This window comes from Paraglaciecola mesophila, assembly GCF_009906955.1.
In the GTDB taxonomy this organism is placed as follows: Bacteria; Pseudomonadota; Gammaproteobacteria; order Enterobacterales; family Alteromonadaceae; genus Paraglaciecola; species Paraglaciecola mesophila_A.
In genome coordinates this window covers 4,903,383-4,927,965 of sequence record NZ_CP047656.1, presented here as the reverse complement: position 1 = coordinate 4,927,965, position 24,583 = coordinate 4,903,383, and the positions used below count along the sequence as shown (strand labels likewise).

Below are 24,583 nucleotides of genomic sequence, written 5' to 3'. Positions count from 1 at the left end.
CTGTTTATTGACTCGCATTACGCAACAAACCCATGGTTTTGCTGCGCGTCAGGTGGCCAGATTAAATCGTTGTATTACGCTGTTCAGTTTGCCAATTGCTTGACGTAGCCACCTCAACCTGTGCTTGGCTAAGCGGGGGCTTACCTAAAATCATGTCTGCCGCTTTTTCTGCCACCATAATAGTGGGTGCATTCAAATTACCATTTGGCACAGTAGGGAAAATCGACGAGTCAACGACCCGTAACCCTTGAATGCCGTGAACCTGAGTGCTGGAATTCACTACAGCCATGGGATCTTCACCCATTTTGCAAGAACACGAAGGATGGTAAGCGCTCTCAACGGCTTGGCGCACAAATGCATCAACTTCTTCATCGGTTTGAATGTGCTTACCCGGCTGAATTTCATCATCACGGTATTCATCAAAGGCGCTTTGCTCAATAATTTCGCGGGTTAAGCGCACACAGGCACGAAAGCCTTCAATGTCATCTTGATGCTGCAAATAATTAAACTGAATTTTTGGCGCCTCAGTCGGATCAGCAGATTTGATCGTGACCGCCCCGCGGCTTTTCGGCTTGTTGTGGCCCACGTGTACTTGAAAACCATGCCCTGCAAACGCGCTTCGCCCGTCATAACGCATAGCAGCAGGCAAAAAATGGTACTGAATATCTGGCCACTCTACACCGGGTTTTGAGCGAATAAACGCACAAGACTCAAAGTGATTGGTGGCGCCCAAACCTTTGCGAGTAAACAACCAGCGCGCGCCAATCAAGCCTTTTGAAATAAGTCCAAGTTTGCCGTTTAAGGTAATGGGCTGCTTACACTTGTACTGAAAGTAAAATTCCAAGTGGTCTTGCAAGTTCTGCCCTACCCCAGGTAAATGATGTTTCACCTCTACACCCGCAGCGGTGAGCGTGTCGCTATCACCAATACCAGAAAGCTGCAACAAGTGAGGTGAGCCAATAGAGCCCGCACTTAGTACCACTTCTTTTGACGCTTTAGCATAGGTTTTGTTGCCATTAATACTGTACTCAACCCCCACGGCCTTTTTGCCATCGAGCAGCACTTTTTCAGCTAACGCACCTGTGACTATGGTCAAATTCTTACGTGACTTAATTGGGTCAAGATACTCTCGGCTTGCAGAGCTACGCACACCATCTTTTACCGTCATGTGCATTGGGCCGAAGCCCTCTTGCTGTGCTGCGTTGTAATCAGCGGTGGCAGCATAACCTGCTTGCTTACCTGCCTCGATAAAGGCGGTATAAAGGGGGTTGGCCATCTCATTACCGTTATTCACGCCAAGGGGGCCTTTATCACCACGGTATGCGTCTTTACCTAAGTAAAACGTTTCCGCTTTTTGAAAATAAGGTAAACAAGACTGGTAATCCCACCCTTGAGCGCCGTGTTCTTGCCACTCGTCAAAGTCTTTAGCATGGCCACGCACGTAAACCATACCGTTGATTGACGATGAGCCACCTAACACCTTACCTCTTGGGCAATGCATTTTACGGTTGTCTAAATAGGGCTCTTCTTCGGTGTGAAACTGCCAAGCGAGTTTGTCCGTGTTCATAGGAATAGACAGCGCAGTAGGCATCTTGATAAAGATATTTTTGTCACTGCCGCCTGTTTCCAATAACAACACTTGATTGCTGGCGTCTTCAGATAAACGATTTGCTAGCACACACCCTGCTGAGCCTGCGCCGACTATGATGTAATCGTAAGTTTGCTCTGCCATTAAAATGGGCTCTCTATATCAGTCATACCCACATAAATAGATTTGGTCTGGGTATAGTGATCGAGTGTTTCGATACCGTTTTCACGACCAATACCTGACTGTTTATAGCCACCAACCGGCATTTCTGCTGGCGAATTACCGTAACTGTTGATCCAGCAAATACCGGCTTGTAATTGATGAATAACGCGATGAGCTCGCTTGATATCTTTCGTGAATACACCAGCGGCCAAGCCTAGGTGGGTATCGTTTGCACGGCGAACCACATCAGCTTCATCGTCAAATACCAACACACTCATCACTGGGCCAAAGATCTCTTCTTTGACTATGGTCATGTCGTCAGTGCAATCCGTAAAGACTGTAGGCGCGACAAAATAACCATTTGGTGCCGACGCTGGGCTAAGCGTAGACCCGCCCGTTAGTAACGTCGCGCCTTCTTCAACGCCTTTATTGATGTAACTCATCACCAAGTCTTGATGATGTTTAGAAATCAACGCGCCCAAATTGACGTTCGGATCAAGTGGATCACCAGCAATAATATTCTTCTCAGTGCGGGCTTTAAGTTCTTCGATAAATGCCTGATAAACAGCTTTATGCACATAAACTCGGGTGCAATTAGTACACACTTCACCTTGGGTGTAGAAATTACCAAGCATGGCGGCACTCACCGCTTGCGATATATCGGCATCATCGAATACCAATAGAGGTGACTTTCCACCTAATTCCATGGTCACGTCTTTAAGTGAACCAGCTGCAATGGCAACCACTTTTTTGCCTGTGCCCACTTCGCCAGTGAATGACACTTTCTCAATATCAGGGCTTTGCGTCAGCCACTGGCCGACTTCCGCAGCGCCTTGCACTACGTTAAATACGCCAGCGGGTACGCCTGCCTCAACAAATATTTCGGCTAATTTGATTGCTCCTAACGGTGTTTCTTCTGACGGCTTAAAAATAAGCGCGTTACCTGCGGCAAGTGCAGGCCCTGATTTCCAACACGCTATTTGTAGTGGGTAATTCCAAGCGCCAATCCCTGCACAAATTCCAAGAGGTTCTTTGCGGGTATAGTAAAAATCATCGCCGACCATTTGCTGCTGCCCTACTTGCGTTGGAGCTAAACCAGCAAAATACTCGATAACATCAGCACCGGTTACTACGTCCACACACTCAGCTTCTTGCCAAGGCTTACCGGTATCTAGTACTTCAATTTTTGCTAAGGCGTCGTTGCGCTCTCGTAATAACGAAACGGCTTTGAGTAAAATACGGCTGCGTTCAATAGGCGCCATTGCCGACCATTGTGCAAATCCTTCTTTAGCGCTTTTTATCGCCGCTTGTTGAATTGTCTCGTCTGCCACTTCAACGTGGTAAATCACTTCGTCGGTCGCTGGGTTCTTAACCGCAAATGTTTCGCCACTTTGATTAGCGAGAAATTGACCATGAATAAAATTTTGGTAAACAGGTGTTGTCACGTTAGGATCCATATTGTTTGATAAGTGAGCGCACATAGCCTTTTGCAAGTTGCTCACAGTGTTCAAATTCATCTTCATCCGACTTGCTTAGTACCGCTCTTAACCACAAGCCGTCGATCATTGCCGCGCTCAATTGAGCGGCATTTCTTGCGTCTTCAATATTCATCAGCTGCTTGTATGAACACGCTAAATTACTGCTAAGTCTTTTACTGTTCACGTTCTGTAAGCGATGCAATTCAATGTCGTGCATGGATTGCGCCCAAAAGCTCAACCAGGTCTTGGTTGCGTTACTTTGTTGTTGAAGCCGCGAAAAGTTGGCTTCAACAATTAACATTAGCCTTTGCTCCGGTGTGGTATCCGCCTTTAATCCACCTAACAGCACTTGCTTCAAGTTTGATAATAAATAGCGCACGGTTGCCTCGATCAGGCCCTGCTTACCACCAAAGTAATGGCTGATAATGCCCGACGACAAACCCGCTTTTTTGCTGATGCTATTAATAGTGGTCGCACGTAATCCAAGTTCCGCCACAGATTCAATGGTAGCGTCGATTAATTGCTGACGACGTACAGGCTGCATTCCAACTTTAGGCATAGTTCTCGCTAACGTTTTTGTTAATTGAACGTTCAATAAAAATAAAGGTTAAGGTAATAGCCTTGATAATTCAACGTTGACAAACTGTAAATACGCCAGATAAATACGTAGAACTGAATCTAACTCGTCCCAATACCGCGTCAGTAAAGCGCAAACGAAAGAATTAAAAACAATCACTTTTTTTAATTAAAAATCGCTAAAACCAGCTAAAAACACCGTTTTTAAATAAATTAAGCCTAATAATTGAAAGGTGGAACACCGTCATAAAAATGTAATATTTGGTAGTACACTAACGATTTATTGCGTGGTAAATTTCCCGACTACTAAGTGACAGAATGCGCTGATTTGAACACAATAACCCGAAGAAAACGGCTGTGCTGTAATCAGGATAATCAGAATAAGAAAAGGAAAAAGAGAGACACCCATGATAAAAATGGTCAATTTTCAGGCCTAATCTATACTTGATTTGTATCTTATTTTGTCAGGTAAATGGATTATGCCTCAATCTCGAAAAAGCCAAATTAGTTTAATCGATACGCCTTATTACCATTGTGTGTCCCGCTGCGTTCGCCAATCTTATTTATGTGGTACGAACCAGCTTACTGGGCAAAGTTACGAGCATCGCCGAGGCTGGGTAGAAGAGCGTTTATTATTTCTAGCGACAGTATTCGCAATAGACATTTGTGCCTATGCAGTCATGAATAATCACACGCATGTGGTGCTATGTGTAAATCAATCAATGGCGGACAAATGGGATGCTGATGAAGTGTTGAGGCGCTACCACAATCTACACAGAGGCACATTGCTGACTCAGAAGTTTGTTAACGGCGATACGCTTAACCAAGCAGAGCTAATCACCTTTGATGAAACCGTTGAAACCTATCGAAAACGACTTTACGACATAAGCTGGTTTATGCGTGACTTGAATGAGTATATTGCTCGTCAAGCCAATAAAGAAGACGGCTGCACTGGTCGCTTCTGGGAAGGGCGATTCAAGTCCCAAGCGTTACTAGATGAAAGTGCTGTGCTGGCGTGTATGGCCTATGTAGATTTAAACCCCATTCGCGCAAAAATGGCAAAAACACCTGAAACGTCAAAGCACACCAGTATTAAAAAACGCATTCAAGCCGCTAAAAACCAACAATCACCACCGAGCGTTTTAATGCCCTTTGTGAAAAATCATCGTGAAGATATACCAAAAGGTATTGCGTATTCACTCAAAGACTATTGCGAGCTCGTTGATACCACAGGTCGTTGTATTCGTGATGATAAGGTAGGTTATATAGATAACACTCACAGTCCTATTCTACAAAGATTGGGACTAGACGCTGCCCAGTGGTTAACCTTAACTACAGAGTTTGAAAAACACTTCTGCTATGCTGCTGGTGCGGAGCAAATGATGAATGCTTTTAAGCGCCATACTCATCATCAACGAATACGAGGAATGACCAAAGCAAAAGCACTGTTAAAACGCGCTTAAGCCCCACAAACAAGACAACCTTTACATAACCTGTAAGGAAGACGCTTGCTTAAAAACTGACTTTGCGCAATTTTCCCTTCCTCAACGCGCAATATTTCAGTGAAAATACTCAATCACTCAGACCCCAAGTACCTTGACGCATTTAGAAAGCAATTGTCCCCTAAACAGGGAATTTTTTATGGCACTTTAAAGATGGGTGTCTCTGTATATCCTTAAAAACTGACTTTGCGCAATTTTCCCTTCCTCAACGCGCAATATTTCAGTGAAAATCCTCAATCACTCAGACCCCAAGTACCTTGACGCTTTTTGAAGGTAATTGTCACCCTAAGCAGGGAAGTTTTTATGGCACTTTAAAGATGGGTGTCTCTGTATATCTCTCTGTATATCTCATTAGTGTCCCGCTGACTTGGTTTGTTAGGTTTTGCATGGCTCCCGGTTGATATTGATGCCTTTTTCTAATAATTCAGAAACCGCAGCGCTATCTAGAGACTCCATGTTGTCTATTGGAGCAATACCATCTTGCGATATGACTCCTGCCTCTGTCGGGCAGGCAGACCAACTGGTTGAATTTGTAAATTTGTAGGTTTTTCCGTTTTTGGGCGTAAACAGGTGCTTAGACATGCATTTATATCCATTTACTGGATGAATTAGGCCAAAAGCTAAGAAAATGGGATTACCCGCTTTAACTTTAATTGTTGTTGGATTTCCCAAGGGTAAAGCGGTTGAAATTTGTAAATCCCCTACGTAACCAAATGTAGTTTTACCCCTATCATTTTGTGGGCAACGTTCATAGATAATTGCGGTGTGAGGATGTGGTTGGAATCCGAAACCATCAGTTTTCTTGGCTGTTTCAAGACCAAAATACGCTAACGGACCATCTTTAGGTTCCTGATATTTGTTTAGTTGACCTGAAAAAATAACGTTACTTTCAGTGCTTGCACACCCAATTAAGCCAAGGCAACAAAGTGCGCTTATATATGTTTTCATTCGAACTCCGACGTTAAACGCAAAACCTAACGCTTCACATATGGAGCGGAGGCTTGCTGGCTATACTTGCGAAGAATGAGCCGAGCTAGCGAGTATGCGCCCCAATGAGCGAAGCGAATGAACATAATGTGTTTGTTAGGTGCCTGCATATGCCCCAACGATGCAATTTGTTGGGCGAGTATTGTTCCAAGCTTCTATTAATCTTGTTTTGGCTCGCTTATGCCAATACTTTATTTTCTTGTAGTCTGAAGAGTCAATCTTACCATTCAATTTGAAGCAGTCTTCAATTGTGAAGCTGGCATTAATATTTGCAGATTTTACGTGAAAATGTGGTGGTGGATGCTCGTTTGAATATATCTCGATTTTTAAGCCGCCGATTTTTTCGACGAGTTGTCTTATTTCAATTACAACAAGTTCACCATCCTCCTCCCAAATACTAAAGGGGCCTGTCAAAAGGTGGTAAAGCATTTCACAGTATTCTTGAACAGACTCTATATCTGAGTCATCAACTAGATAAAGACGGCCTGTTTTTTTTGCGAATTCTTTTGGGATCATAACTTCCTTGTTTGCAGCTAACGCTTATATCGAGCATGTCGTATAGGTAACTTCGCGATTTGATATGAACTCTCGTCATTTCCAACACCTACCTTTGATTCTATTGACTATTTTTTACTGTCATGCGCGTAAAACCACTTGGAGTTACAAAAGCAAAAGGAGACCTGTGTATAGCGCGACTTTTCTGCTTCCTATTAAAAGCGATGTGGAAAATATTTTCCATGGTTAAATTAATAACTTAGCGTTTTTGTGGGAAGCAAAGTGCGACCGAACAAATTTACATAGTAGGAAGCGATATCGGCACTTTCCGTTACATCTCATTCTACCTGTGTTTTTACACATGTGATTTAAGCAGAGTAAGCGGAGATTAATTAGCGAGCCAGCCAATTGAGAGTTTAATGAAATGGGATCTTATAGTGCACAAAAAGGGAAAGTCGAATGTTCGCAGTTGGCACTTTACCCGCTGGGGTTGAATAACGACCTGATGACCTAAATATCTATTGGTACGGTTTGCGAAACGAGCAAACCAGACAAGCTATGTTTACGAGCTAGCGATAAAACGTTAATCAAGGAGCCTTTATGACTGACTACAATGATAAAAGTAACATAGAAGATAGCCCCGCAGTCGCGACGAAATCGATAAAAACAGCTATTGCCAATGGCGACGAAACGCGTTTAAAAGCGCTGCTTACCAATGAAGTATTTGATGAACTAGAAAAAAGTCACTTTATCGATATGGCTAAAGAGCAAGGAAACCCAGCAATCGTAAAGTTAATTGAAGGTACGCCAGCAACTCCCTAATTGACAAGGTGCCAGCCCCGCTAATGTAAAATGCGCACCTTCTAAAACTTGAACTTGAAAAATATTAGATATCTGCGCTTATCCACTTCGATTGCCGTGAGCACTTAACATCAAGCAACCAGCCCTGCAGTTACACTGTGCTGCAGGCCTCATTATTCTAAAACGTTTCCTTCAGTAAATTCAGCATATCATCGACCGATAGCTTCGCAGCTGTTTCGTTTCCTGCTAACAGATTGACTGCTAAATCGCGTTTTTGCTTATGCAGCGCAACAATTTTTTCTTCGATTGTGTTTTGGGTAATCAGGCGATAAATCGTCACGGGCCGCAGTTGCCCGATGCGATGGGCGCGATCTGATGCTTGTTCTTCTACTGCTGGATTCCACCACGGGTCCATGTGGATCACGTAATCTGCGGCGGTTAAGTTCAAACCTGAACCGCCTGCCTTTAAACTGATTAAGAATATATCCCCTTGCCCGCGCTGAAAGGCGTTAACGCTTGCTTGCCGTTGCTTTTGCGGCGTTGAGCCATCTAAATATTGATAATCAAAACCTTTATCTTCTAGATGTTGCTTAATCAATTGTAAATGCCCAACAAACTGACTAAATATAAGCGCTTTATGATTGTTCAGTTTCAGCTCTTCTAATAACGCATCGAGGGCGGCCAGCTTAGCACTGGGGATAGTCGTTTCTGCCATGACCAGTTTCGGGTGACAACAGGCTTGGCGTAACTTAACTAATTCGGCAAGCATTCTTATGCGCTGCTCACTCGCATTGGCTTGCTGACTACTTTGGTGAATATTGTCGATGGCGTTTAGTCTCAGCGCTTCATAAAAATCGCGCTCTTGAGGGCTCATTTCCACCCGAATATTGATCTCAGTTCGTGGTGGTAATTCCATTAACACTTGGTTTTTCATGCGCCGTAAAATAAAAGGCTGAATAAGTGCTTTAAGGGCCTGGCTGGCTTTTCGCGCCGCTAATGGGTCTTCATGTGCATTTTCGATTGGCAGTGAGAAACGCTGTGCAAAGCGTTTAATGTTGCCCAGCAACCCAGGGTTGATAAAGCGAAATAAACTCCACAACTCGGTCAAATTGTTCTCAATGGGCGTACCTGTGGTGATCATCTTAAAGTCGCTTTTAAGGGCATACGCGGCTTTGGTACGTTTGGCTAAAGGGTTTTTAAGTGCTTGGGCTTCATCAGCGACGACTGAGTGCCAATGCACCTTTTTAAGAATTTCACTTTCTCTTTGCAATAAACCATAGCTGATGATGACGCAATCGAATGGGCCTAATTCACTGAGCAATACTTCACGGGCAACCGTGTTAGTTGAGTCAGCGAAGACCTTAATGTTTAACGTAGGCGCAAACTTCAGTGCTTCTTGCTGCCAATTAAAACACACTGATGTAGGGGCGATTACCAAGCTTGGCCCGTCACTTGCTCGTGACAACAAAATGGCCAAGGCTTGTAATGTTTTACCCAAGCCCATGTCGTCGGCTAAGCACGCACCGGCTCCCCAATGGGCGAGCCGAGAGGCCCAATCAAAGCCTACCATTTGATAATCACGCAATTGCGCTTGAAACGTTGACGGGATGGTAGGCATAAGCGCATTGGCTTGATGCATTTTTTCGGTTTGCTGCTCCCAGGCGTGAATGGTTTTCATGCGCATGCCTGTGGTAGCCTCTTCCATTTGCAAGCTCGCTAAGGGATGAAACTTGCCGTCGTCTGTGACTTGATTGATTGCCTCAAGCTTATGGCGTAGCTCATCAGACAGCGCGAGTATTTGCTCCTCACCGAGGGCGATAAACCGACCATTGCTGGTTTTTACCAGCTCTAGTAGTTTTCGAATTTCAATAACTTGTTCATTGTCTATTTGTAAGTCACCGGTAATATCAAACCATTCATTTTTTTGACTCACCGCCAGTTGCAGATGTTCACTGCTCAGGGTTTTAGATAAAGTCACTTTTTTGCCTTTCGGCCAACGCAGAACCAAATCAAATTGACTTTCATTATAAGCACTTTCGAGTTGCTCTAATGTGGTCAGGGCGGTTTGTAAGTCCTCTAGCGCTAACACGTTGTCGGTCATATTTAAAAACATAGGGCATGCTTGGTCTAGCTGATCGAGTAGCGTTTCTTCGCGCAATAAATCGCGCTGAGTGGCTATTCGTTTGCCGTCTAGCTCTGTGGTTAAACTGGCATTACCTACCCCGGGTTTAAATGCCGGGCCTTGTTCTCCAAACGGCATCACCACACAGGTAAAAGTAAGGCCTTGTTGATTTGGCTGAATATTGACCACCAAATGTGTGTCGCATTCATGGTTTTCTAACCCAGTTTCCAGTTCAGTGATCTCAGATTGAATGTTCAAAAATGGCGCAATGGCCGAAATACCTTCAAGGGCTTTTTGTTTTGCACTTATGGGGATCAGCAAGCCTGCCTCGCCAATGATTTCAGCGACTTTCAAATGATCCGTATCGAAAACGGTGAGCTGATATTGGCTATCAGAAACAGCTTTTAAATTGTAAGCTTGCGGGGCGTCATATTCACCCATCGCATCGGGCAAATCAGCAATACTCAAACACAGTTGTTCACCTAGTTGACTCACCAACAATTCGGGCTCGCGCTGGGCTATCTCTATGTGTTGGGTTATATCGTCGGCTTTATAAAGGTTATCAATGCCAACAGCGGCCTGCAGTGCTGGCAACCCTTGCAACAAATACTCAGCCTTTGAGTAGTAGCCCCAATTTTGAAACACCTCAATAGCCTGGCAGAGCTTTTTGTCGCTATCAGTTAGGTAATCGAAAGTGTGGGTCTGCTCTTTTAAGCGTTTGAGTGACACAACGCGGCCTTTGCTCCAACCTGCTTTATTCAATTTTTGTTCTCGGGCTGTAAGGCTATGATCGAAGGTGTCATCAAACTCCCAGATTAAGCGCACTGGTTTGTCTGCTATTTCACTGGTCGAAGAGGCAGTAGTTTCTGCATTGGGATTAAGCGCTATGAGTTTATCAAGGGCGAGCTCCCACTGTGATTTGGTGACGATAAGCTGGGTAATATCCACTAAATGTGAAGTGTGTACTGATTGGGCTGAGCTTTGTGATTGCACAACCGTTGCAGGGTTAAAACTGGCCGCCATTTGTGCACATAATTCAGCGAACAAGGGGTAATCAAGCTGCATAAAATATGCTTGGTATTTTAACGCTAATGAGGCCATTGCAGGGTCTTTACTTTGATTGCACCAAAGCTGCGCTAAAAAGTAATTGAAATAACACAGTTGGTGCGCAAAAAAATCTTGTTCATCATCAACACTATTGTATTCAATATTGATGGCATATTGCGCCCCCGTAGAAAGACACATAATGGGCTTAACAATGCCCTGCCCTACATAATAAAAATCGCTATTAACCTTACGGTCATTTTCTTCGTATTCCACTTGCTGCAAGGCCGTGGTAAACAAACTCACATCATCCTGATTTGCCTGTACGATTAATGCCAATTTGTAGAAATAACCCAAAAGCTCATTTAAATATTGTTTTTTGCGTTTTGTAAGCTTATTTTTTGCCGCTATCGCTTGTTCAAAATAATCAATCGCCAGCGAATTTTTGCCCATTAAAAAGCAATGTGTTGCCTGCAACTGCAAGCCATAACTACTCTTATCCAGTGGGTCGTGTATGTGCAAAAAGTCGTCAAACCTTAATTGATACAAATATTGCTCAGCCAATAGATGATGGCAATCAATATTGTACGTTGGCTGTGTTTTATCCCCATTGGCAGCGCAAACGCGCGCTAATAGTTCAATCGGATACGCACAACTTTGCCCCTCAATTTGAAAGCACCTTAGCAGGGTGGCAAACGCCTGATACTGCACAGGCTTAGGTAGTTGCAAAAATGTCTCTAAATCAAAAGGTAAGAACAAAATCTCCAGCAATATTTTATTTTGAGCGTGATCGATAATTTGTGGATTTTTATGAAATGACAACGCCTCTTCAAGCTGGTCAATGTGATTCAAGTAAAACAGATCTCGGATCACCCGCGCTCTGTCAGCGTCTTTGTTTTGCCAGCTATAGCTGTTTACCACAGGCACTACCTGCTCAGCGGCCATGATAATTTCAAGTAATGTTTGCCCAGGTACTAATTCAACCTCTGTGGGCAGTTGGTCGATTATTTTGATTAAACAGTTGCTTAATAATGGGTTGAGTTGCAAACCTTCACGGTTGTTGATGAGCAACCCTTGGGATGTCAGCTGGTGTTTTTGCTCGCTCGTGAACAAATAGTCCTTTTTGGGGGCGCTTAGCAAACCGCGGCTGTTAAGAATGGCCAGCACTTGCGCTAATTTAGTCGCACCAATCGGCTTGTGTACCACAGCCAAGATGAACAGCGTTGTTTGCTGGGCTTCGTCAAGAGTTAAAAAAACTTGGTATAAGGCGTCAATTTGTTGTTGGGTTTGAGGCTGGATCAAAGCAGCAAGCTTCATAGTAAATGGTTTCTTCAGAACTATTCGTTTTCAATGGCCTGAAACTAGCAAAAACGATCCAGCTTAACAATTACTGATAAGCAATAAAGCGCAGGAAGATAACGAGCGCCAGCAAATTTCTCGCTTTTCTTTACCTATTAACGAAACAGAGTAAGGGCCTCATCGGCACAAAAACCTTATCGTCATATGCCCAACGCTTAATTTAGCTGTCGCTCTTTAATTCAGCTTTAGCGCCAAGTAACGCACATCACCGCCCGCCGATTGAGGTAAAAAGTAAATATCTCGGTATTGAAAATATTGCTGGCCGTTCACTGTCACCGGGTTCGCACTTGGCGGCAGCGAACCATACGTTTTACCTAGCACAAAACCACTTGTTTGATTGGCATATTGCTGGCTCTCAACTGAGTGCGCAACAATAGTGCTTTCATCATTGTCGGTGTCATATTGATAAATGAGCGTATCGTCAGGTTCGTTAATGACACGGTAAGCACCGTCGTCAAACACATAGTAAATTCCCTGAGCGAAATAATATGTTCGACCTCTAGCAACGATACGCTCATAACCAGCAGGTAAATAGCGCACGGTTAGCCCAACAGGTGGACGCACCACTTTATAGCCTTGTTTATAATGGCGGTAGTACAGGCCATCATGAAAAATAAACGACAAGCCGCCAAAATGTAGCGACACTCCTTTGGCAGGTGCTCGTTGCACGACCGCGCCCGTTTTATACACCACACGCTTATGCGCCATATGGTTTTTCGTCGCGACTCTGTTTACGACTGCTTTATTCACGACTGTTTTATTCACGACTGTTTTATTTACAACAACAGGGGCAGTATGTTGTTTATTCTGGTGCTGCTCCTGACGCTCATCTCGATGTTGTGCATGACCTAATAAAGGAGCAACCATTAAGCTGACGGTAAGCGGTAATAACCATTGTGTTTTCATCTTGATTCCTTAATAACGCTGTCGTTTTATAGCGATATTAGGCTGGAAAACTGAATATAAACTGACTGGCATTGCCCAGCGTTAATGCTTTACGCAAACTTTATCTTTCTTAACCCATCTTTACATTTTTGCTTCCTTTCACGCCTATTTGTTTACAGTATCTCTTTCGAGCGATGATAAGACTTACGCTTATTTTCCCTGAAATTCGCACTCATTTTCGTTTAATTGCGTATTTTTCGCAGAAGGTGCACACCGCCCATCCATGATTAACATCGATAACGAGATATGATTACTTTTTTGCGACAAGTTACTTTACTCTAGGTATATCAAAGCAAAAATAAGGTGCGCGCATGCAATTAAACGTAAATGGTACTCAGCACGACGTGGATGTAGATGAAGACATGCCACTATTGTGGGTGTTACGTGATGAGCTAAACATCACAGGCCCTAAATTCGGTTGCGGTATTGCAATGTGCGGCGCCTGTACAGTGCATATTAACGGCATGCCTGCGCGTTCATGCTCTATGCCAGTTGGGCAAGTATCTGGCCTGATTACCACCATAGAGGGCCTTGGCACACCAGATGCCATGCATGAAGTACAAGCTGCATGGGTAGAACATCAAGTTGCCCAGTGCGGGTATTGTCAGCCTGGGCAAATTATGTCGGCGGCCGCATTATTGCAAATGAACCCTAACCCTGATGATGAAGCCATTGATCGCGCCATGTCTGCGAATTTATGTCGCTGTGGCACCTATCCGAGAATTCGTGCAGCAATAAAAGCGGCTGCGCAAACCATTCGGGAGAAAAGCGCATGAGCACTTTAGGTAAAATCACCCGACGTACCTTTGTTATCGGCTCTGCAGCCATTACAGGCGGTGTATTATTTGGCGTGTATAAGTACAAGCAACCCTACCCCAACCCTTTAGAGAAAGACTTGGCGCAAGGTGATACCGCCCTGACACCTTACGTGTTAATTAATGCGAATGGCGTAACGATTATCTCCCCTCGGGCTGAAATGGGCCAAGGGGTAAAAACCACACTTGCCGCATTAGTAGCGGAAGAATTAGATGTAGACGTACAGAACGTCAAGATTGAACACGGCGTGCCGTCAAATGCCTATTACAACGCTGCGGTTTTAGAAGAAGGTGTTCCCTTTCCTCCTCAAGACACCAGTAGCACAGCACAAATGGCGCGAGATTTTATGCATGTACCGGCCAAATTCTTCGGTGTGCAAGTTACGGGTGGTTCATCATCCACCGTAGATGCATTTGAAAAGATGCGCATGGCAGGTGCTACGGCCAGAGAAGCCTTGTTGTTAGCGGCAAGTGCCAAGTTAAATGTGGCTAAAAACGCTCTAAGTACAGACAATGGCGAAGTCATATCAAAAGACGGCCAACGCATTGCATACACGGAACTCGCGAGTTTAGCAGCAAGCGTTGAATTACCTAATGACGTAAAGCTCAAGCCAAAAAGCGAGTGGAAACAGATCGGTCGCCCAATTCCTAGAGTCGACATGGTCGAAAAATGTACCGGAACCGCCACCTTTGGTATCGATGTACTGCAAAAAGACATGCTCTACGCCACCATAAAAGTGAACCCACATCTGGGCGCAAAATGTCACGCATTTGATGCGAATAACGCCGCAAAGATGAAAGGCGTTAAAGCGATTTTACCTTTGGCTGATGTAGGCGCTGCTGTGGTGGCAACCAATACCTGGTATGCCTTTAAAGCCGCTGAGAAAATTGATTTTGACTGGGCCAAAACAGAGTATGCGCAAACCACAGATGAGCTGTTTGAATCCGCCATTGCCGCATTTAACGAAGAACATCAAGACAGTCAAAACCGCAATGATGGCGATGTTGATGCCATAACGGGCGCAGCGGGCGACACCACAATACATCGTGAGTACCGTGCGCCATTATTAGCCCACGCCACCATGGAGCCCATGAACGCAACCGCGATCATAAAAGATGGTCAGCTTGATGTGTGGGTCGGTACACAAATGCCCACCTATGCACTATCTGAAGCCGCTAGAGTGTCAGGTATAGAGGCACAGAACATTCGTATTCACACCACCTATTTAGGCGGAGGCTTCGGCCGGCGTCTGGAGATGGATTTTATTATTTATGCCGTTATGGTCGCCAAACAGCTTGAAGGTAAACCAGTAAAAGTTACCTGGTCGCGAGAAGAAGACATGACCCATGATAGCTACCGACCATTCGCTGTGGCGCGCTTTAAGGGCGTTACCCAGGGTAAGAATATCAGTGCCTTGGATGTTCAAGTATCCTCTCCTTCGGTAATGGAATCGCAAATGGGTCGCCTAGGGGTGTCACTGCCTGGGCCAGACAGCACAATCGTGCAGGCCTTATGGGACCAAGCTTACACGATAGAAAACTACCGCGTGACTGGGTATCGAGTACCAATGGGCATTCCGGTCAGTTCTTGGCGCTCGGTGGGGGCCTCACAAAACGGCTTTTTTAATGAATCCATGATCGACGAATTAGCCATTGAAGCCAACGCCGATCCTATTGAAATGCGCTTGAGCCTAATCACCCATCAACCGACTCGAAACGTGCTTGAAACAGTTGCCAAAATGGCTAACTGGGGACGTGACGTTCCGGAAAATCATGGGTTAGGGGTCGCGCTGGTGACCTCGTTCGGCGTTCCCGTGGCCGAAATCGTTGAAGTGGTCAATACCCCGCGCGGTATCAAAATAGTCAACGTGTACGTTGCTGCAGATGTCGGCATTGCCATTGACTCACGGAATATTGAGGCGCAGTTAATATCAGCTGTTAATTTTGGTTTAGCTGGGGCCATGATGGGCGAAATCACCTTGCTTGACGGTAAAGTCCAGCAAACTAACTTTCACAATTATGACGCTATTCGTATGCACCAAGCCCCTGTTATACATACCAAAATACTTGAAAATGGCGAACGAATTCGTGGTATCGGTGAGCCAGGAACACCGCCGGCTGCCCCAGCCCTTGCTAATGCAATATATGCTGCAACAGGCCTGCGCATGCGTGAAATGCCGTTTAACAAACACATACAATTTGTTTAGGAGCAACATCATGAAAATCAACGTATTTTTGCTGCAAACCGCTGCTCTTATACTCATACCTGCATTTTATGCCGCTACCCAAACTAACCCTGAACAACAAAACGCGATTAGCCAATCGAAAGCCGCTGACGCCTGGAGCAAGGTATATCAAGTGTTCTCCCACCCGCGCTGCGCGAACTGCCATGTACCTGACGACAACCTACCTCGCTGGTCAGGCCCAAGCTACGGTGAAACCAGTGTGCATGGTATGAATATTTCTGGTGGGCAAAGCCGTATTGGCGTTGAAACGGTCATGTGTAGTACCTGTCATGCACAGAGTAATTCAGACGAGCCTCACGGTCCGCCAGGCGCACCAGTGTGGATGCTTGCTCCAGTGGAAATGCTCTGGTGGCAACAGAGCTCAAAACAGATATGTGAGCAAATTAAAGATCCTGCGCGAAATGGTGGGCGCACCCTTGAAGAAGTGGCTCATCACATAAAAGAAGATGAGCTTGTACATTGGGGCTGGGCCCCAGGTAAAGGTCGCGAGCCAGCCCCTTATTCAGCAAAAGAAACGGCTGATTTTGTAACACTTTGGGCCAATGCTGGCGCTCCCTGTCCCGAGTGATACAGCTTATAAAATGGGTAACAGATACCGCGAAATATCCGTTACCTTTTTGCTCAATGGCTTAAAATCTAGCTCTGACACCCAAACTAACAGAACGACCAGGAAGAGGAACTTCGTCTTTCACATAAGATGAATGTACTCGCCCTTCTTCATTCGTTAAGTTGCTGCCTTTTAAATAGAAAGTCATGTCGAGCGCATCCAGCGGTAAATAATAATTCGCAGCAGCTGACCACATGGTGTAGCCGTCAGTCTCGGTTTCATAAGTTGCTATTTTATCTTGCTTGCTGTTGCGCACGACTTCAATCTCGCCGTGCCAATTCCCCCGTTCATAATGTAGTGAACTCCCTACACGCAAGGGCGGTATACGCGGCACGTTGCCACCTTCGTCCAACTTAGCTCGGGTATAATCACTGAAAATTTCCCAGCGTAGTTCTTCACTAAGGTGCATATCGACCTGCGCTTCAAAACCATACAACTTGGCATCCTGTTGTTCGAAATTGATCACAGATAGGCCATCAATTTCTTCATCGTATTCACCATTTAACGCCACGTTTGCAGCATAATTCTCCGCGCTAATCAGCTCACCACCGGCATACACCAACCCAGTGCTCTGCTCAAATATATAGTCACCTACCTCATTGTAAAATACGCTCACAGTGGCATTCCAACTGTCGTTTTGGTAACGATAGGTCAAGTCAATATTATTCGACTCTTCTTTGTGGAGATCTTCATCGGCTTGGTGAACGGAATAAATGCCGTCTTGTTCGTCTATGCTAAAATCGCCCCCAATTTCGTATGTTTGCGAGCCCACATGGGGACCATATGAGAACATTTCAGAGGCAGATGGCGCACGCTGTGAGTAGGCATAATTAAGCGCTAACGAGTGTTGATTGTTCAAACTCCAAACCACACCAGCTGAGCCAGACACGGAGGTAAAGTCTATGTTATTAAAACCAAGGGTATTACTCGAATCGAGTAGGTCGTAAAAGCTGTTGTCGACATCATGGGACAAAGTTTCAACCCTAGCGCCTAGTTGCCACAGCAATGGCCCAGTTTCATGCTCCTCCATGACAAAAGCGGCAATGGAATCTGTTTTGGTCGGCGGTGTAAAGGCTTCTTCTCCTATGGATGAGGCATCAATGTAATTGTAATGAACGCCTACTGTGCCCTTCCACCCTGCAACAGCCTGATGGTCTGCCCATAGACGAGACTCTATGGATTGATTCTTAAAACTCGTACCGACTTCCTCGCCTTCGAACTCAGTATGTTCATAGTCGGTAAAACCGTTTTGAAAATGCACCGCCTCAAAAAAGCCATCAAGGTTTTTCCAATCGACCACTGCTTGGTAGCGGTCTTGTTTCAATTTGATATAAACATCGTCTTCTACCGGCAGGCCGTATTCAGAATCCATACGCCCGTAGGATAATGCAACGCGAGTATCATCTGTTATCCAGCCGCCACCTAAGTTGAAACCGTGGGCACTAACTGACGAATTATCGAGCTCTCCACTCCCCCCTTCTTCATTCACGTTGGCAGGAACCGGAATTTTATAATCATCGGTTTTTCGGTTGTAGCCATCCACGTGAAAGACGAAATCGCCACTTCCCATATTCAGATCAGTAGACACAGTCTTCGCATCTGCCACGTTGTCATATTGAGCAAACATCTCTCCGGTTAACCCTTCTTGACGCTGCGCCGGCAATCGATTGTCGACCACGTTCACCACACCGCCGATTGCACCACTGCCATACAGTAATGTTGCAGGGCCTCGAAGTACTTCAATTTGGCTTGCAGTGGAGGTTTCAGTTGCCACTTGGTGATCAGGCCCCACTCGTGATGCATCAGATGCATCCAAGCCGTTTTGCACCACTTTAATTCTAGGCCCATCGAGTCCGCGAATAATCGGGCTACTCGCTACCGGCCCATAGTACGAGCTATGCACCCCAGGCACATTTGCCAAGGTATCCCCTAAGGTTGCCGCTTGGTTTTGATCCAGTTCTTCGCCGCTTAAAATTGAAACCGGCGTACTTGATTGCAATACGGTCCTGCTTAAGGGTGAAGCCGTTATTAATAAGGTTTCTAAATCAGCTTCGTCTTTGTGTAAATTTTTTTCTTGGGCATGCGCCGTAGAAGTAAGTGCCGCAATAACCGCGACCAATAACGTGGAGAGTTTCGTTTTCATAGGGATGTCTCTTGCATAAAACAATCAATACACACCAATTCCCGCATTGAGAATTGGCCAAATAACTAGTTGAAAGAATAATGAAGAGAAGGAGGGTCGCGATTACCAGCGGCTTTGCTGCACTGTGCAATCACTTGAGGGAGCAGTAAATCAATTGCGTAGTGTGTAATACTCAGATGAGGTAGCGAGGGGGAAAAGAATGACCACGCATCATCGACGTCATCCATAACCAGACACACAGCACATTGATGCTCCGCGTTTGCCTGATGGAATGTATCGTGCCCTTCAACCGGAAACTTGCCAGCAAACGAAAGCAATAGCACCAACACGACAGTATATTTCAACATCGTGGCACTGACTAATGATCGGGAAGGCATCGCACTCAACATACGTTATAACATAACAGTATTGATTTTAGTGGTCGAGATTTCAATGCGATAAAACGCGCTTTGTTACAAATTGCTCGAGCATGCTAACTCACATAACGCAGCTGAAATGATTTGAACTCGTTATGCTTTAAATAGACAAGGCATAAAACAACAATGACGCAGCAATAAACAGTTCGATGATAGTGTTCGTCGCGGAAACACATCAACTAACCTCAGCACACCGTCAATGAAATAGGGCACCCCTAACGGTACCCAAACATCACAACAGTATAAAGTGGCCAAGACTTAAGCACGTTTACGAATAGCTATACCTGCTAAACCAAGCACAAATATTAGCAAGGTGCTTGGTGCTGGAACAGGCACCTCATCAAGCGCTACCGTCAGGTTGTAGGTAAAATCCGTGAACGTATCAAAAAAACCTTCGTTTCCTCCAATTGCTAACGTATATGCACCAGCGACTAAAGATACGTCAGTTAAACTACCGCCCAAACTAGGTAAGAAAGGGTCGTTGCCAACGATGTACGTTAATTGACTAAACAGATCAGTAAAGTCTCCACTGTTTGAAAATGGAATACCAAAATCATTGACCAACGTACCTTGATACACGCTGACGCCGAGGTTAATTAACGCAGAACTGGTAACAGAAAGCAGTGAATCTGTCGTGACCTCAAACGTAACAAAATCCAATGCGTCCCCGAAAGTGTCTTCATTCAGCCAGCCGCTGTCACCCACTACTGAGTCAGCTAAGTTGCCATCGTTTGGTAAAGCAATAATAGAGGCTGATGCGAATGTGCCAGTACAAAGCGTCACCATCATCATGAGTAAAGTAAAATAGCGTTTCATTTTTTATTCCTTGTATTACTTCTGTGGTTAAGCCGATAAACCGAGGTTCACTGCGTCATAGCGCTGATGAAAGCCATCAGCGCACCACGATAAAAACATCAATAAATAGGGGAGTGACACTGCTTACAGCGCGCCGTTTTCCCATGGTCCTGTGATCGCAAACGTCACGCCAGGTGACTGCACATTGACGAACAACCAACGGCCATAGAAACAAGCCCCTGCCCACTCGCTGCTGGTAAAGCTGCGACGAGCACTGCCATCAATCGATTCGCCTACGCTATCCCAGAAGTTGGCTTGTGTACCGGCATATACTGAGTCAATTGTCGCCAAGTCACCTTCATCTAAGGCAATTCGGTTTTCAGCAAATGGGAAAGTTTCACCCGATTTAGTTAGACCAATAAGACGTTTAGGGTTTGAACCACCATCTTCACATAACAACATGTTGCCACGAGGGCTGATAGCTATATTGTCTGGACCATCAACTTGTGCCACAGCATCTTCAGATTCAAAAATTATCGTTAACGTTTGTGTTCTAGGATCAAAACAGAATACTTGCCCTAGATTAGCTGCACCGCCTGAAGTCGAAACGAAATAGATTTTACCATCGTCATACCAGCAACCTTCACCGCGTTCAACAATGGCAGCGTCAAACGCTTGGTTATAACAACGTTCGCTCATAGCGTCTGGGTCAGGCACTTCCTGCCAGGTTACATCCCACACTGTGCCAACAACTAAACCACCACGTAAATCAACCCGAGACTGGTTATTAAGTACCATGGCATACAGCTTACCGCCTGATTTCAAATCGCCCCACTGTCCGGCTGGTTCAAACTTATAAAAAGCCGATGATCCAGCATCTTCTGTTTCATAAACAAACCCAGTAGCTGGGTCAACTGCAGCAGCCTCATGGGAGAAACGCCCCATTTCACGGATTGGTTGGCCATCCGAAATACCAAACCCAGGCACTTCAAATACATAACCATGATTCATACCCTGAGGACCGCCATTCCATGAATGGAACGTTTCTTCGCATGACAACCAAGTGCCCCACGGAGTAACTCCACCAGCACAGTTGCGTATCGTTCCGCCTAGGCTGTTATACGAAGATAAAAATTCACCTTTTAGCACATCAAACATAATGGTCGAGGTACCGCCATTTTGTGCTGCATTGTAAACACCACGATTACCGCGAGGAGACGAAGGGAATCCTTCGCCCTCTGAACATTCGTGATTACGCACCAAAGCGATCACGTTGCCTTTTACCGCTGCTACACCCATACCATCATGATCAGTTGGGGTTGGTAAACGGTCAGCCTGCACTTGGCCAGTCCAACCAAACGAGGTGTATTCAAAACCTTCGGGTAACGCAAGCAAGCTTAAGCCTGTTGCCTTATCGATAGCTGGCGTTAGTGGGCCATAGCCGCTTGTAAAAGGTAATGAAGCTGCCTGCGCTTTACTAGATAGCGCCATAAAGGCTGTGCTGGCAGCTGCTACTGAGCCACCTTTTAATACTTGCCTGCGACTAAACGCTGGTTCGACTTTCTCTTCACTTGCTGGTCCTAAGTCTTGGTCTAACATGTTATCTCCTGAGCGTTAATTTTCGTTATACAAAGGCTCAACGGTTTGTTGACGGCAACCCTGCTCGACTAAATTAGCGATAGTTAATTACATTTTGTTAGCGTTTTTTTTACGATTTAGCGATGTTTTTATGGCATATTTATGGCGTAAAAATGACAACCCAGCTCCGTTATACAGAAGGATCCATTTGGGTCGGTGGTACACGTTTGCTATTCGATTCGCTGCGCTGAATTAAAACAATCGATAATTCATATAGCAGCAGAATTGGCACGCCTAATACGATTTGAGAAATCAAATCTGGTGGGGTTATCAGTGCAGCCACGAAAAAAACGAGCACTATGGCGTGCCTGCGATATGTTTTTAGCATAAGTGCATCCACTACCCCTGCTTTTGCAAGTACTAATAGCAACACTGGTAGCTCGAAACATAGACCAAACGCGAGTATCAAACGAATCACTAAGGTCAGGTACTCACTCATTTTTGCTTCAAGCTCAACATTGATGCCATCCCCTTGGCCCAATGATTCAAAACTAATGAAAAACTCCCACGCTAATGGCATCACCAAGTAGAAAGCGAGCGCCGCCCCAGCCACAAATAAAATAGGGGTCGCAATAAAAAGTGGCGACAAGGCTTTTTGTTCTTTCTGATACATACCAGGAGCAATAAATTTCCAGATTTGAATCAAGCTAATAGGTAGCGTACAAAACGTCGCGCTAAAAAAGGCCAGTTTAAGGTATGTAAAAAACGCTTCGTGTAAGCCTGTATAAATCATACGACGGCCACTATCAGGGCCAAATATTTGCAACAAAGGCTGCTGCAAAAACTGGTAGATTTGTTCCGCAAAAAAATAAGAAACACCAAACATTACGGCGAAAAAGGCAAAGCAGTACAATAAACGCCGACGTAATTCAAGCAAGTGGGTTAACAATGGGGCTTTTGTGGCGTTCGCTTCGCTGCTCATATGTTATCTCTTTTTGCTTCAGTGCTTGGCAATGGCAACTCAGCGTCGATGCTTGCATGAGGTTTTGCCTCCTCGCCTACACTGACCTGTTGATTGTTCTGTGCCTCTTTGGCTGCAATATGCGCTTGACGCCTTTCATGATGTACCTTCGCTGGCAGCGATCCTGGGGTAAAATCATCGGGTAGATGTTGAATTTCTTTCGGTAAGTATTGTTTCCACTGACTGCTATCTTGCCCTTGACTGATGTTAATTTCATTCTCAAGCTGTTTAACACTACCTTTTACATCATTGAGCATGCGCTTAGATTTGTTCATAACCTGACTGAGCATCGAAAATAATCGCGGTAAATCTTTAGGCCCGATAACGATCAAAGCCAAAGCCGCGACAAAACTTAACTCTATCCAGCTAAGATCGAACATGAAACACTCCAATAACCAACTTGGTTCTTGTCCATGAAGAATGACGGTTCACAGAACGACTCACTTCTTGTCTATGGTATCAGCGCTGCTTTTGTCAGCAGACTGCCCACCTTGGGTGTCATCGTCACTAATCCCTTGCTTAAAGCTCTTAATGCCTTGCGCCAAGTCACCCATTAAGGCAGGGATGCGCCCCCGACCAAACAACAAGATAAATAACAAAGCCACCAATACCAGTTGCCATACGCTTAAGCTCATGAGCGTTTCCCTTTACTGTTTGCAATATAATGGGAAAAAGCATGGCGCCCGAATATGACCTAGCAGTGACAAAAATATGAACAAATAATGTACGTAAGCAGTCAACAGGTGAATAAAACATCGTCGACAGCCATTATTTTGTGCGCCACCAGCTAGGCTATTGGCAAATAAAGCAACGTCTGTGGTACGCTGCGCCCGAGAAAGTCTAGCCAAACAGAATGGTTCGCTGGGACATAAAATGCAGAGTAAGGTTAATTCATGAAAGTTATTGTCGCCCTTGTCGTCTTCGTCGCTATTGGAGCAACCCTGTGGTTCTCAAACCAACCACATAACGAAAATATCAACGCACCAGCCGCCCCACTACCTGTTATTTCTCGTCAACAAATTTTGACTGCCACGGATCTGGTTGAGGGGGTTAAGCAAGGCTTACAACAAGATGATGACCAAGTGATAGACACATGGATGAGTAAAGCCGCGTCAGTGGCTAAAGAAGCAGATATCTCAAAAGACGATATAGATTATATTGAATCCGATGCCGCCCGGGACTATGTCATTTTTCAAGCCAAGCGCAGTCAGTTTAACGAGGCGGTTGAACAAGCATATTACGAGTTACAAGGTATTGACGCTATCAAAGCGGCCTACCCTCAAGCGACGGATTTATACGCCAGTGCCGATAAACTCATTGCCGAGCGCGACACCCTTATCGAGCAAATTGCCACCGAATTAGCGGGCGGTAACACGCCGACAAACGCAGAGCGTCAAGCAGCACGTCAGCAATGGCTAAAACGTTATAATGAAAAACAAAGCCAATAAAAATCTGTATACATCACGTTCAGCGCTCAATGTAGCACCTCATTAATTGTTATAAGGGAAACCCTCGTATGCCAAATTTTGTTATCGAATATAGCGCCACGCTCAGCCAGCAAATTGATGAAGACAGACTAATGGACAGTGTGTTTGAAGGGGCAAAAAACAGTGGCCACTTTCCACCTGAAGCAATCAAGCTTAGAACACAAAAACGCAAGGGCTTTCGTTTACATGGCAAGCAAAAAGACTTTTTACATGTCTCAGCGCATATTCTTAGCGGCCGCACGGATGAACAAAAAAGCGAAATATCTAACGCTGTGTTAGCTGAGCTTAAAAAGCTAACCTTAACTAGCGTATTTGTGTCGGTAGAAATAGTAGATATTCATCGAGCGAGTTTTGTCGATTATGAGTACGAGTAGCTTTAGCGCGACCAACCTACATAAACGTTATAATGCAAAAAT

21 protein-coding genes are annotated in these 24,583 nt (G+C 45.0%); 7 read left to right on the top strand and 14 right to left on the bottom strand.

Features of this window, described 5'->3' with window-relative positions; genetic code table 11:
* Positions 1 to 61: 61 nt before the first annotated feature.
* The 3 genes from betA to betI are packed head-to-tail and all read right to left on the bottom strand — an operon-like array spanning position 62 to position 3,787.
* Positions 62 to 1,732: a choline dehydrogenase gene (gene betA, locus FX988_RS21090; protein WP_160182025.1), complete on the bottom strand. Its 1,671-nt coding sequence runs from the start codon at positions 1,730 to 1,732 to the stop codon at positions 62 to 64.
* Positions 1,732 to 3,195, bottom strand: coding sequence for a betaine-aldehyde dehydrogenase (betB, locus tag FX988_RS21085; RefSeq protein ID WP_160182024.1), 1,464 nt, complete (start codon positions 3,193 to 3,195; stop codon positions 1,732 to 1,734). Before betB ends, betA begins: the two co-directional genes overlap by 1 nt.
* Before the next feature lies 1 nt (position 3,196).
* Positions 3,197 to 3,787 carry a transcriptional regulator BetI gene (gene betI, locus FX988_RS21080; RefSeq protein ID WP_160182023.1) on the bottom strand — a complete coding sequence of 197 codons (591 nt, stop codon included), beginning with the start codon at positions 3,785 to 3,787 and terminating at the stop codon, positions 3,197 to 3,199.
* Between the two features lie 496 nt (positions 3,788 to 4,283).
* On the opposite strand from betI, the gene FX988_RS21075 reads away from it, so the two are divergent.
* Positions 4,284 to 5,267: a transposase gene (locus tag FX988_RS21075; RefSeq protein WP_160182022.1), complete on the top strand. Its 984-nt coding sequence runs from the start codon at positions 4,284 to 4,286 to the stop codon at positions 5,265 to 5,267.
* 414 nt (positions 5,268 to 5,681) lie between these two features.
* Here the strand turns inward: FX988_RS21075 and FX988_RS21070 are convergent, their stop codons facing one another.
* Together FX988_RS21070 and FX988_RS21065 are read right to left on the bottom strand one after the other, a co-directional pair.
* Positions 5,682 to 6,254, bottom strand: coding sequence for a hypothetical protein (locus tag FX988_RS21070; RefSeq protein WP_160182021.1), 573 nt, complete (start codon positions 6,252 to 6,254; stop codon positions 5,682 to 5,684).
* A gap of 135 nt (positions 6,255 to 6,389) precedes the next feature.
* Complete coding sequence (locus tag FX988_RS21065) at positions 6,390 to 6,809, bottom strand: DUF4160 domain-containing protein (protein WP_160182020.1); 420 nt, start codon at positions 6,807 to 6,809, stop codon at positions 6,390 to 6,392.
* Between the two features lie 579 nt (positions 6,810 to 7,388).
* On the opposite strand from FX988_RS21065, the gene FX988_RS21060 reads away from it, so the two are divergent.
* Complete coding sequence (locus tag FX988_RS21060) at positions 7,389 to 7,610, top strand: hypothetical protein (RefSeq protein ID WP_160182019.1); 222 nt, start codon at positions 7,389 to 7,391, stop codon at positions 7,608 to 7,610.
* Positions 7,611 to 7,767: 157 nt separating this feature from the next.
* Here FX988_RS21060 and FX988_RS21055 read toward each other — a convergent pair whose 3' ends face one another.
* Positions 7,768 to 12,072: a DEAD/DEAH box helicase gene (locus FX988_RS21055; protein ID WP_160182018.1), complete on the bottom strand. Its 4,305-nt coding sequence runs from the start codon at positions 12,070 to 12,072 to the stop codon at positions 7,768 to 7,770.
* Positions 12,073 to 12,288: 216 nt separating this feature from the next.
* Positions 12,289 to 13,020, bottom strand: a complete 732-nt coding sequence (locus tag FX988_RS21050) for a DUF6515 family protein (protein WP_160182017.1) — start codon at positions 13,018 to 13,020, stop codon at positions 12,289 to 12,291.
* 350 nt (positions 13,021 to 13,370) lie between these two features.
* On the opposite strand from FX988_RS21050, the gene FX988_RS21045 reads away from it, so the two are divergent.
* From FX988_RS21045 to FX988_RS21035, 3 genes are read left to right on the top strand one after another with little or no spacing between them, the layout of a single operon-like run.
* Positions 13,371 to 13,835, top strand: coding sequence for a (2Fe-2S)-binding protein (locus tag FX988_RS21045; RefSeq protein WP_160182016.1), 465 nt, complete (start codon positions 13,371 to 13,373; stop codon positions 13,833 to 13,835).
* Positions 13,832 to 16,081: a xanthine dehydrogenase family protein molybdopterin-binding subunit gene (locus FX988_RS21040; RefSeq protein ID WP_160182015.1), complete on the top strand. Its 2,250-nt coding sequence runs from the start codon at positions 13,832 to 13,834 to the stop codon at positions 16,079 to 16,081. Before FX988_RS21045 ends, FX988_RS21040 begins: the two co-directional genes overlap by 4 nt.
* A gap of 10 nt (positions 16,082 to 16,091) precedes the next feature.
* Complete coding sequence (locus FX988_RS21035) at positions 16,092 to 16,688, top strand: hypothetical protein (RefSeq protein WP_160182014.1); 597 nt, start codon at positions 16,092 to 16,094, stop codon at positions 16,686 to 16,688.
* A gap of 61 nt (positions 16,689 to 16,749) precedes the next feature.
* Here the strand turns inward: FX988_RS21035 and FX988_RS21030 are convergent, their stop codons facing one another.
* The 7 genes from FX988_RS21030 to tatA all read right to left on the bottom strand — a co-directional run bounded on the left by FX988_RS21030 (position 16,750) and on the right by tatA (position 23,315).
* The gene (locus FX988_RS21030) at positions 16,750 to 18,870 is read right to left on the bottom strand and encodes a TonB-dependent receptor (RefSeq protein ID WP_160182013.1); all 2,121 of its coding nucleotides are present in this window, start codon (positions 18,868 to 18,870) and stop codon (positions 16,750 to 16,752) included.
* Between the two features lie 65 nt (positions 18,871 to 18,935).
* The gene (locus tag FX988_RS21025; protein ID WP_217621256.1) at positions 18,936 to 19,247 is read right to left on the bottom strand and encodes a hypothetical protein; all 312 of its coding nucleotides are present in this window, start codon (positions 19,245 to 19,247) and stop codon (positions 18,936 to 18,938) included.
* A gap of 297 nt (positions 19,248 to 19,544) precedes the next feature.
* Positions 19,545 to 20,102 carry a PEP-CTERM sorting domain-containing protein gene (locus FX988_RS21020; RefSeq protein WP_160182011.1) on the bottom strand — a complete coding sequence of 186 codons (558 nt, stop codon included), beginning with the start codon at positions 20,100 to 20,102 and terminating at the stop codon, positions 19,545 to 19,547.
* Between the two features lie 123 nt (positions 20,103 to 20,225).
* Complete coding sequence (locus tag FX988_RS21015) at positions 20,226 to 21,680, bottom strand: alkaline phosphatase PhoX (protein ID WP_160182010.1); 1,455 nt, start codon at positions 21,678 to 21,680, stop codon at positions 20,226 to 20,228.
* 169 nt (positions 21,681 to 21,849) lie between these two features.
* Positions 21,850 to 22,641, bottom strand: coding sequence for a twin-arginine translocase subunit TatC (gene tatC, locus FX988_RS21010; protein ID WP_160182009.1), 792 nt, complete (start codon positions 22,639 to 22,641; stop codon positions 21,850 to 21,852).
* Entirely contained in the window at positions 22,638 to 23,060 is a 423-nt protein-coding gene (locus FX988_RS21005) for a twin-arginine translocase TatA/TatE family subunit (RefSeq protein ID WP_254700678.1), read from the bottom strand. The genes tatC and FX988_RS21005 overlap by 4 nt, the downstream gene beginning before the upstream one ends.
* Positions 23,061 to 23,120: 60 nt before the next feature.
* Positions 23,121 to 23,315, bottom strand: a complete 195-nt coding sequence (gene tatA, locus FX988_RS21000) for a twin-arginine translocase TatA/TatE family subunit (RefSeq protein WP_160182008.1) — start codon at positions 23,313 to 23,315, stop codon at positions 23,121 to 23,123.
* 258 nt (positions 23,316 to 23,573) lie between these two features.
* On the opposite strand from tatA, the gene FX988_RS20995 reads away from it, so the two are divergent.
* The gene (locus tag FX988_RS20995) at positions 23,574 to 24,128 is read left to right on the top strand and encodes a hypothetical protein (RefSeq protein WP_160182007.1); all 555 of its coding nucleotides are present in this window, start codon (positions 23,574 to 23,576) and stop codon (positions 24,126 to 24,128) included.
* A gap of 68 nt (positions 24,129 to 24,196) precedes the next feature.
* Positions 24,197 to 24,541, top strand: a complete 345-nt coding sequence (locus FX988_RS20990) for a 5-carboxymethyl-2-hydroxymuconate Delta-isomerase (RefSeq protein ID WP_160182006.1) — start codon at positions 24,197 to 24,199, stop codon at positions 24,539 to 24,541.
* The last annotated feature ends 42 nt before the right edge of the window (positions 24,542 to 24,583 follow it).

Excerpts from the sequence above, each read along its gene's own strand:
- tatA (WP_160182008.1), bottom strand. The coding sequence starts at position 23,315 with ATGAGCTTAAGCGTATGGCAACTGGTATTGGTGGCTTTGTTATTTATC.
- FX988_RS21060 (WP_160182019.1), top strand. The coding sequence starts at position 7,389 with ATGACTGACTACAATGATAAAAGTAACATAGAAGATAGCCCCGCAGTC.
- FX988_RS21075 (WP_160182022.1), top strand. The coding sequence starts at position 4,284 with ATGCCTCAATCTCGAAAAAGCCAAATTAGTTTAATCGATACGCCTTAT.
- FX988_RS20990 (WP_160182006.1), top strand. The coding sequence starts at position 24,197 with ATGCCAAATTTTGTTATCGAATATAGCGCCACGCTCAGCCAGCAAATT.
- tatC (WP_160182009.1), bottom strand. The coding sequence starts at position 22,641 with ATGAGCAGCGAAGCGAACGCCACAAAAGCCCCATTGTTAACCCACTTG.
- FX988_RS21045 (WP_160182016.1), top strand. The coding sequence starts at position 13,371 with ATGCAATTAAACGTAAATGGTACTCAGCACGACGTGGATGTAGATGAA.
- FX988_RS21065 (WP_160182020.1), bottom strand. The coding sequence starts at position 6,809 with ATGATCCCAAAAGAATTCGCAAAAAAAACAGGCCGTCTTTATCTAGTT.
- FX988_RS21050 (WP_160182017.1), bottom strand. The coding sequence starts at position 13,020 with ATGAAAACACAATGGTTATTACCGCTTACCGTCAGCTTAATGGTTGCT.
- betI (WP_160182023.1), bottom strand. The coding sequence starts at position 3,787 with ATGCCTAAAGTTGGAATGCAGCCTGTACGTCGTCAGCAATTAATCGAC.
- FX988_RS20995 (WP_160182007.1), top strand. The coding sequence starts at position 23,574 with ATGAAAGTTATTGTCGCCCTTGTCGTCTTCGTCGCTATTGGAGCAACC.
- FX988_RS21035 (WP_160182014.1), top strand. The coding sequence starts at position 16,092 with ATGAAAATCAACGTATTTTTGCTGCAAACCGCTGCTCTTATACTCATA.
- FX988_RS21055 (WP_160182018.1), bottom strand. The coding sequence starts at position 12,072 with ATGAAGCTTGCTGCTTTGATCCAGCCTCAAACCCAACAACAAATTGAC.
- FX988_RS21030 (WP_160182013.1), bottom strand. The coding sequence starts at position 18,870 with ATGAAAACGAAACTCTCCACGTTATTGGTCGCGGTTATTGCGGCACTT.
- FX988_RS21025 (WP_217621256.1), bottom strand. The coding sequence starts at position 19,247 with ATGCCTTCCCGATCATTAGTCAGTGCCACGATGTTGAAATATACTGTC.
- FX988_RS21020 (WP_160182011.1), bottom strand. The coding sequence starts at position 20,102 with ATGAAACGCTATTTTACTTTACTCATGATGATGGTGACGCTTTGTACT.
- betA (WP_160182025.1), bottom strand. The coding sequence starts at position 1,732 with ATGGCAGAGCAAACTTACGATTACATCATAGTCGGCGCAGGCTCAGCA.
- FX988_RS21005 (WP_254700678.1), bottom strand. The coding sequence starts at position 23,060 with ATGTTCGATCTTAGCTGGATAGAGTTAAGTTTTGTCGCGGCTTTGGCT.
- FX988_RS21015 (WP_160182010.1), bottom strand. The coding sequence starts at position 21,680 with ATGTTAGACCAAGACTTAGGACCAGCAAGTGAAGAGAAAGTCGAACCA.
- FX988_RS21040 (WP_160182015.1), top strand. The coding sequence starts at position 13,832 with ATGAGCACTTTAGGTAAAATCACCCGACGTACCTTTGTTATCGGCTCT.
- FX988_RS21070 (WP_160182021.1), bottom strand. The coding sequence starts at position 6,254 with ATGAAAACATATATAAGCGCACTTTGTTGCCTTGGCTTAATTGGGTGT.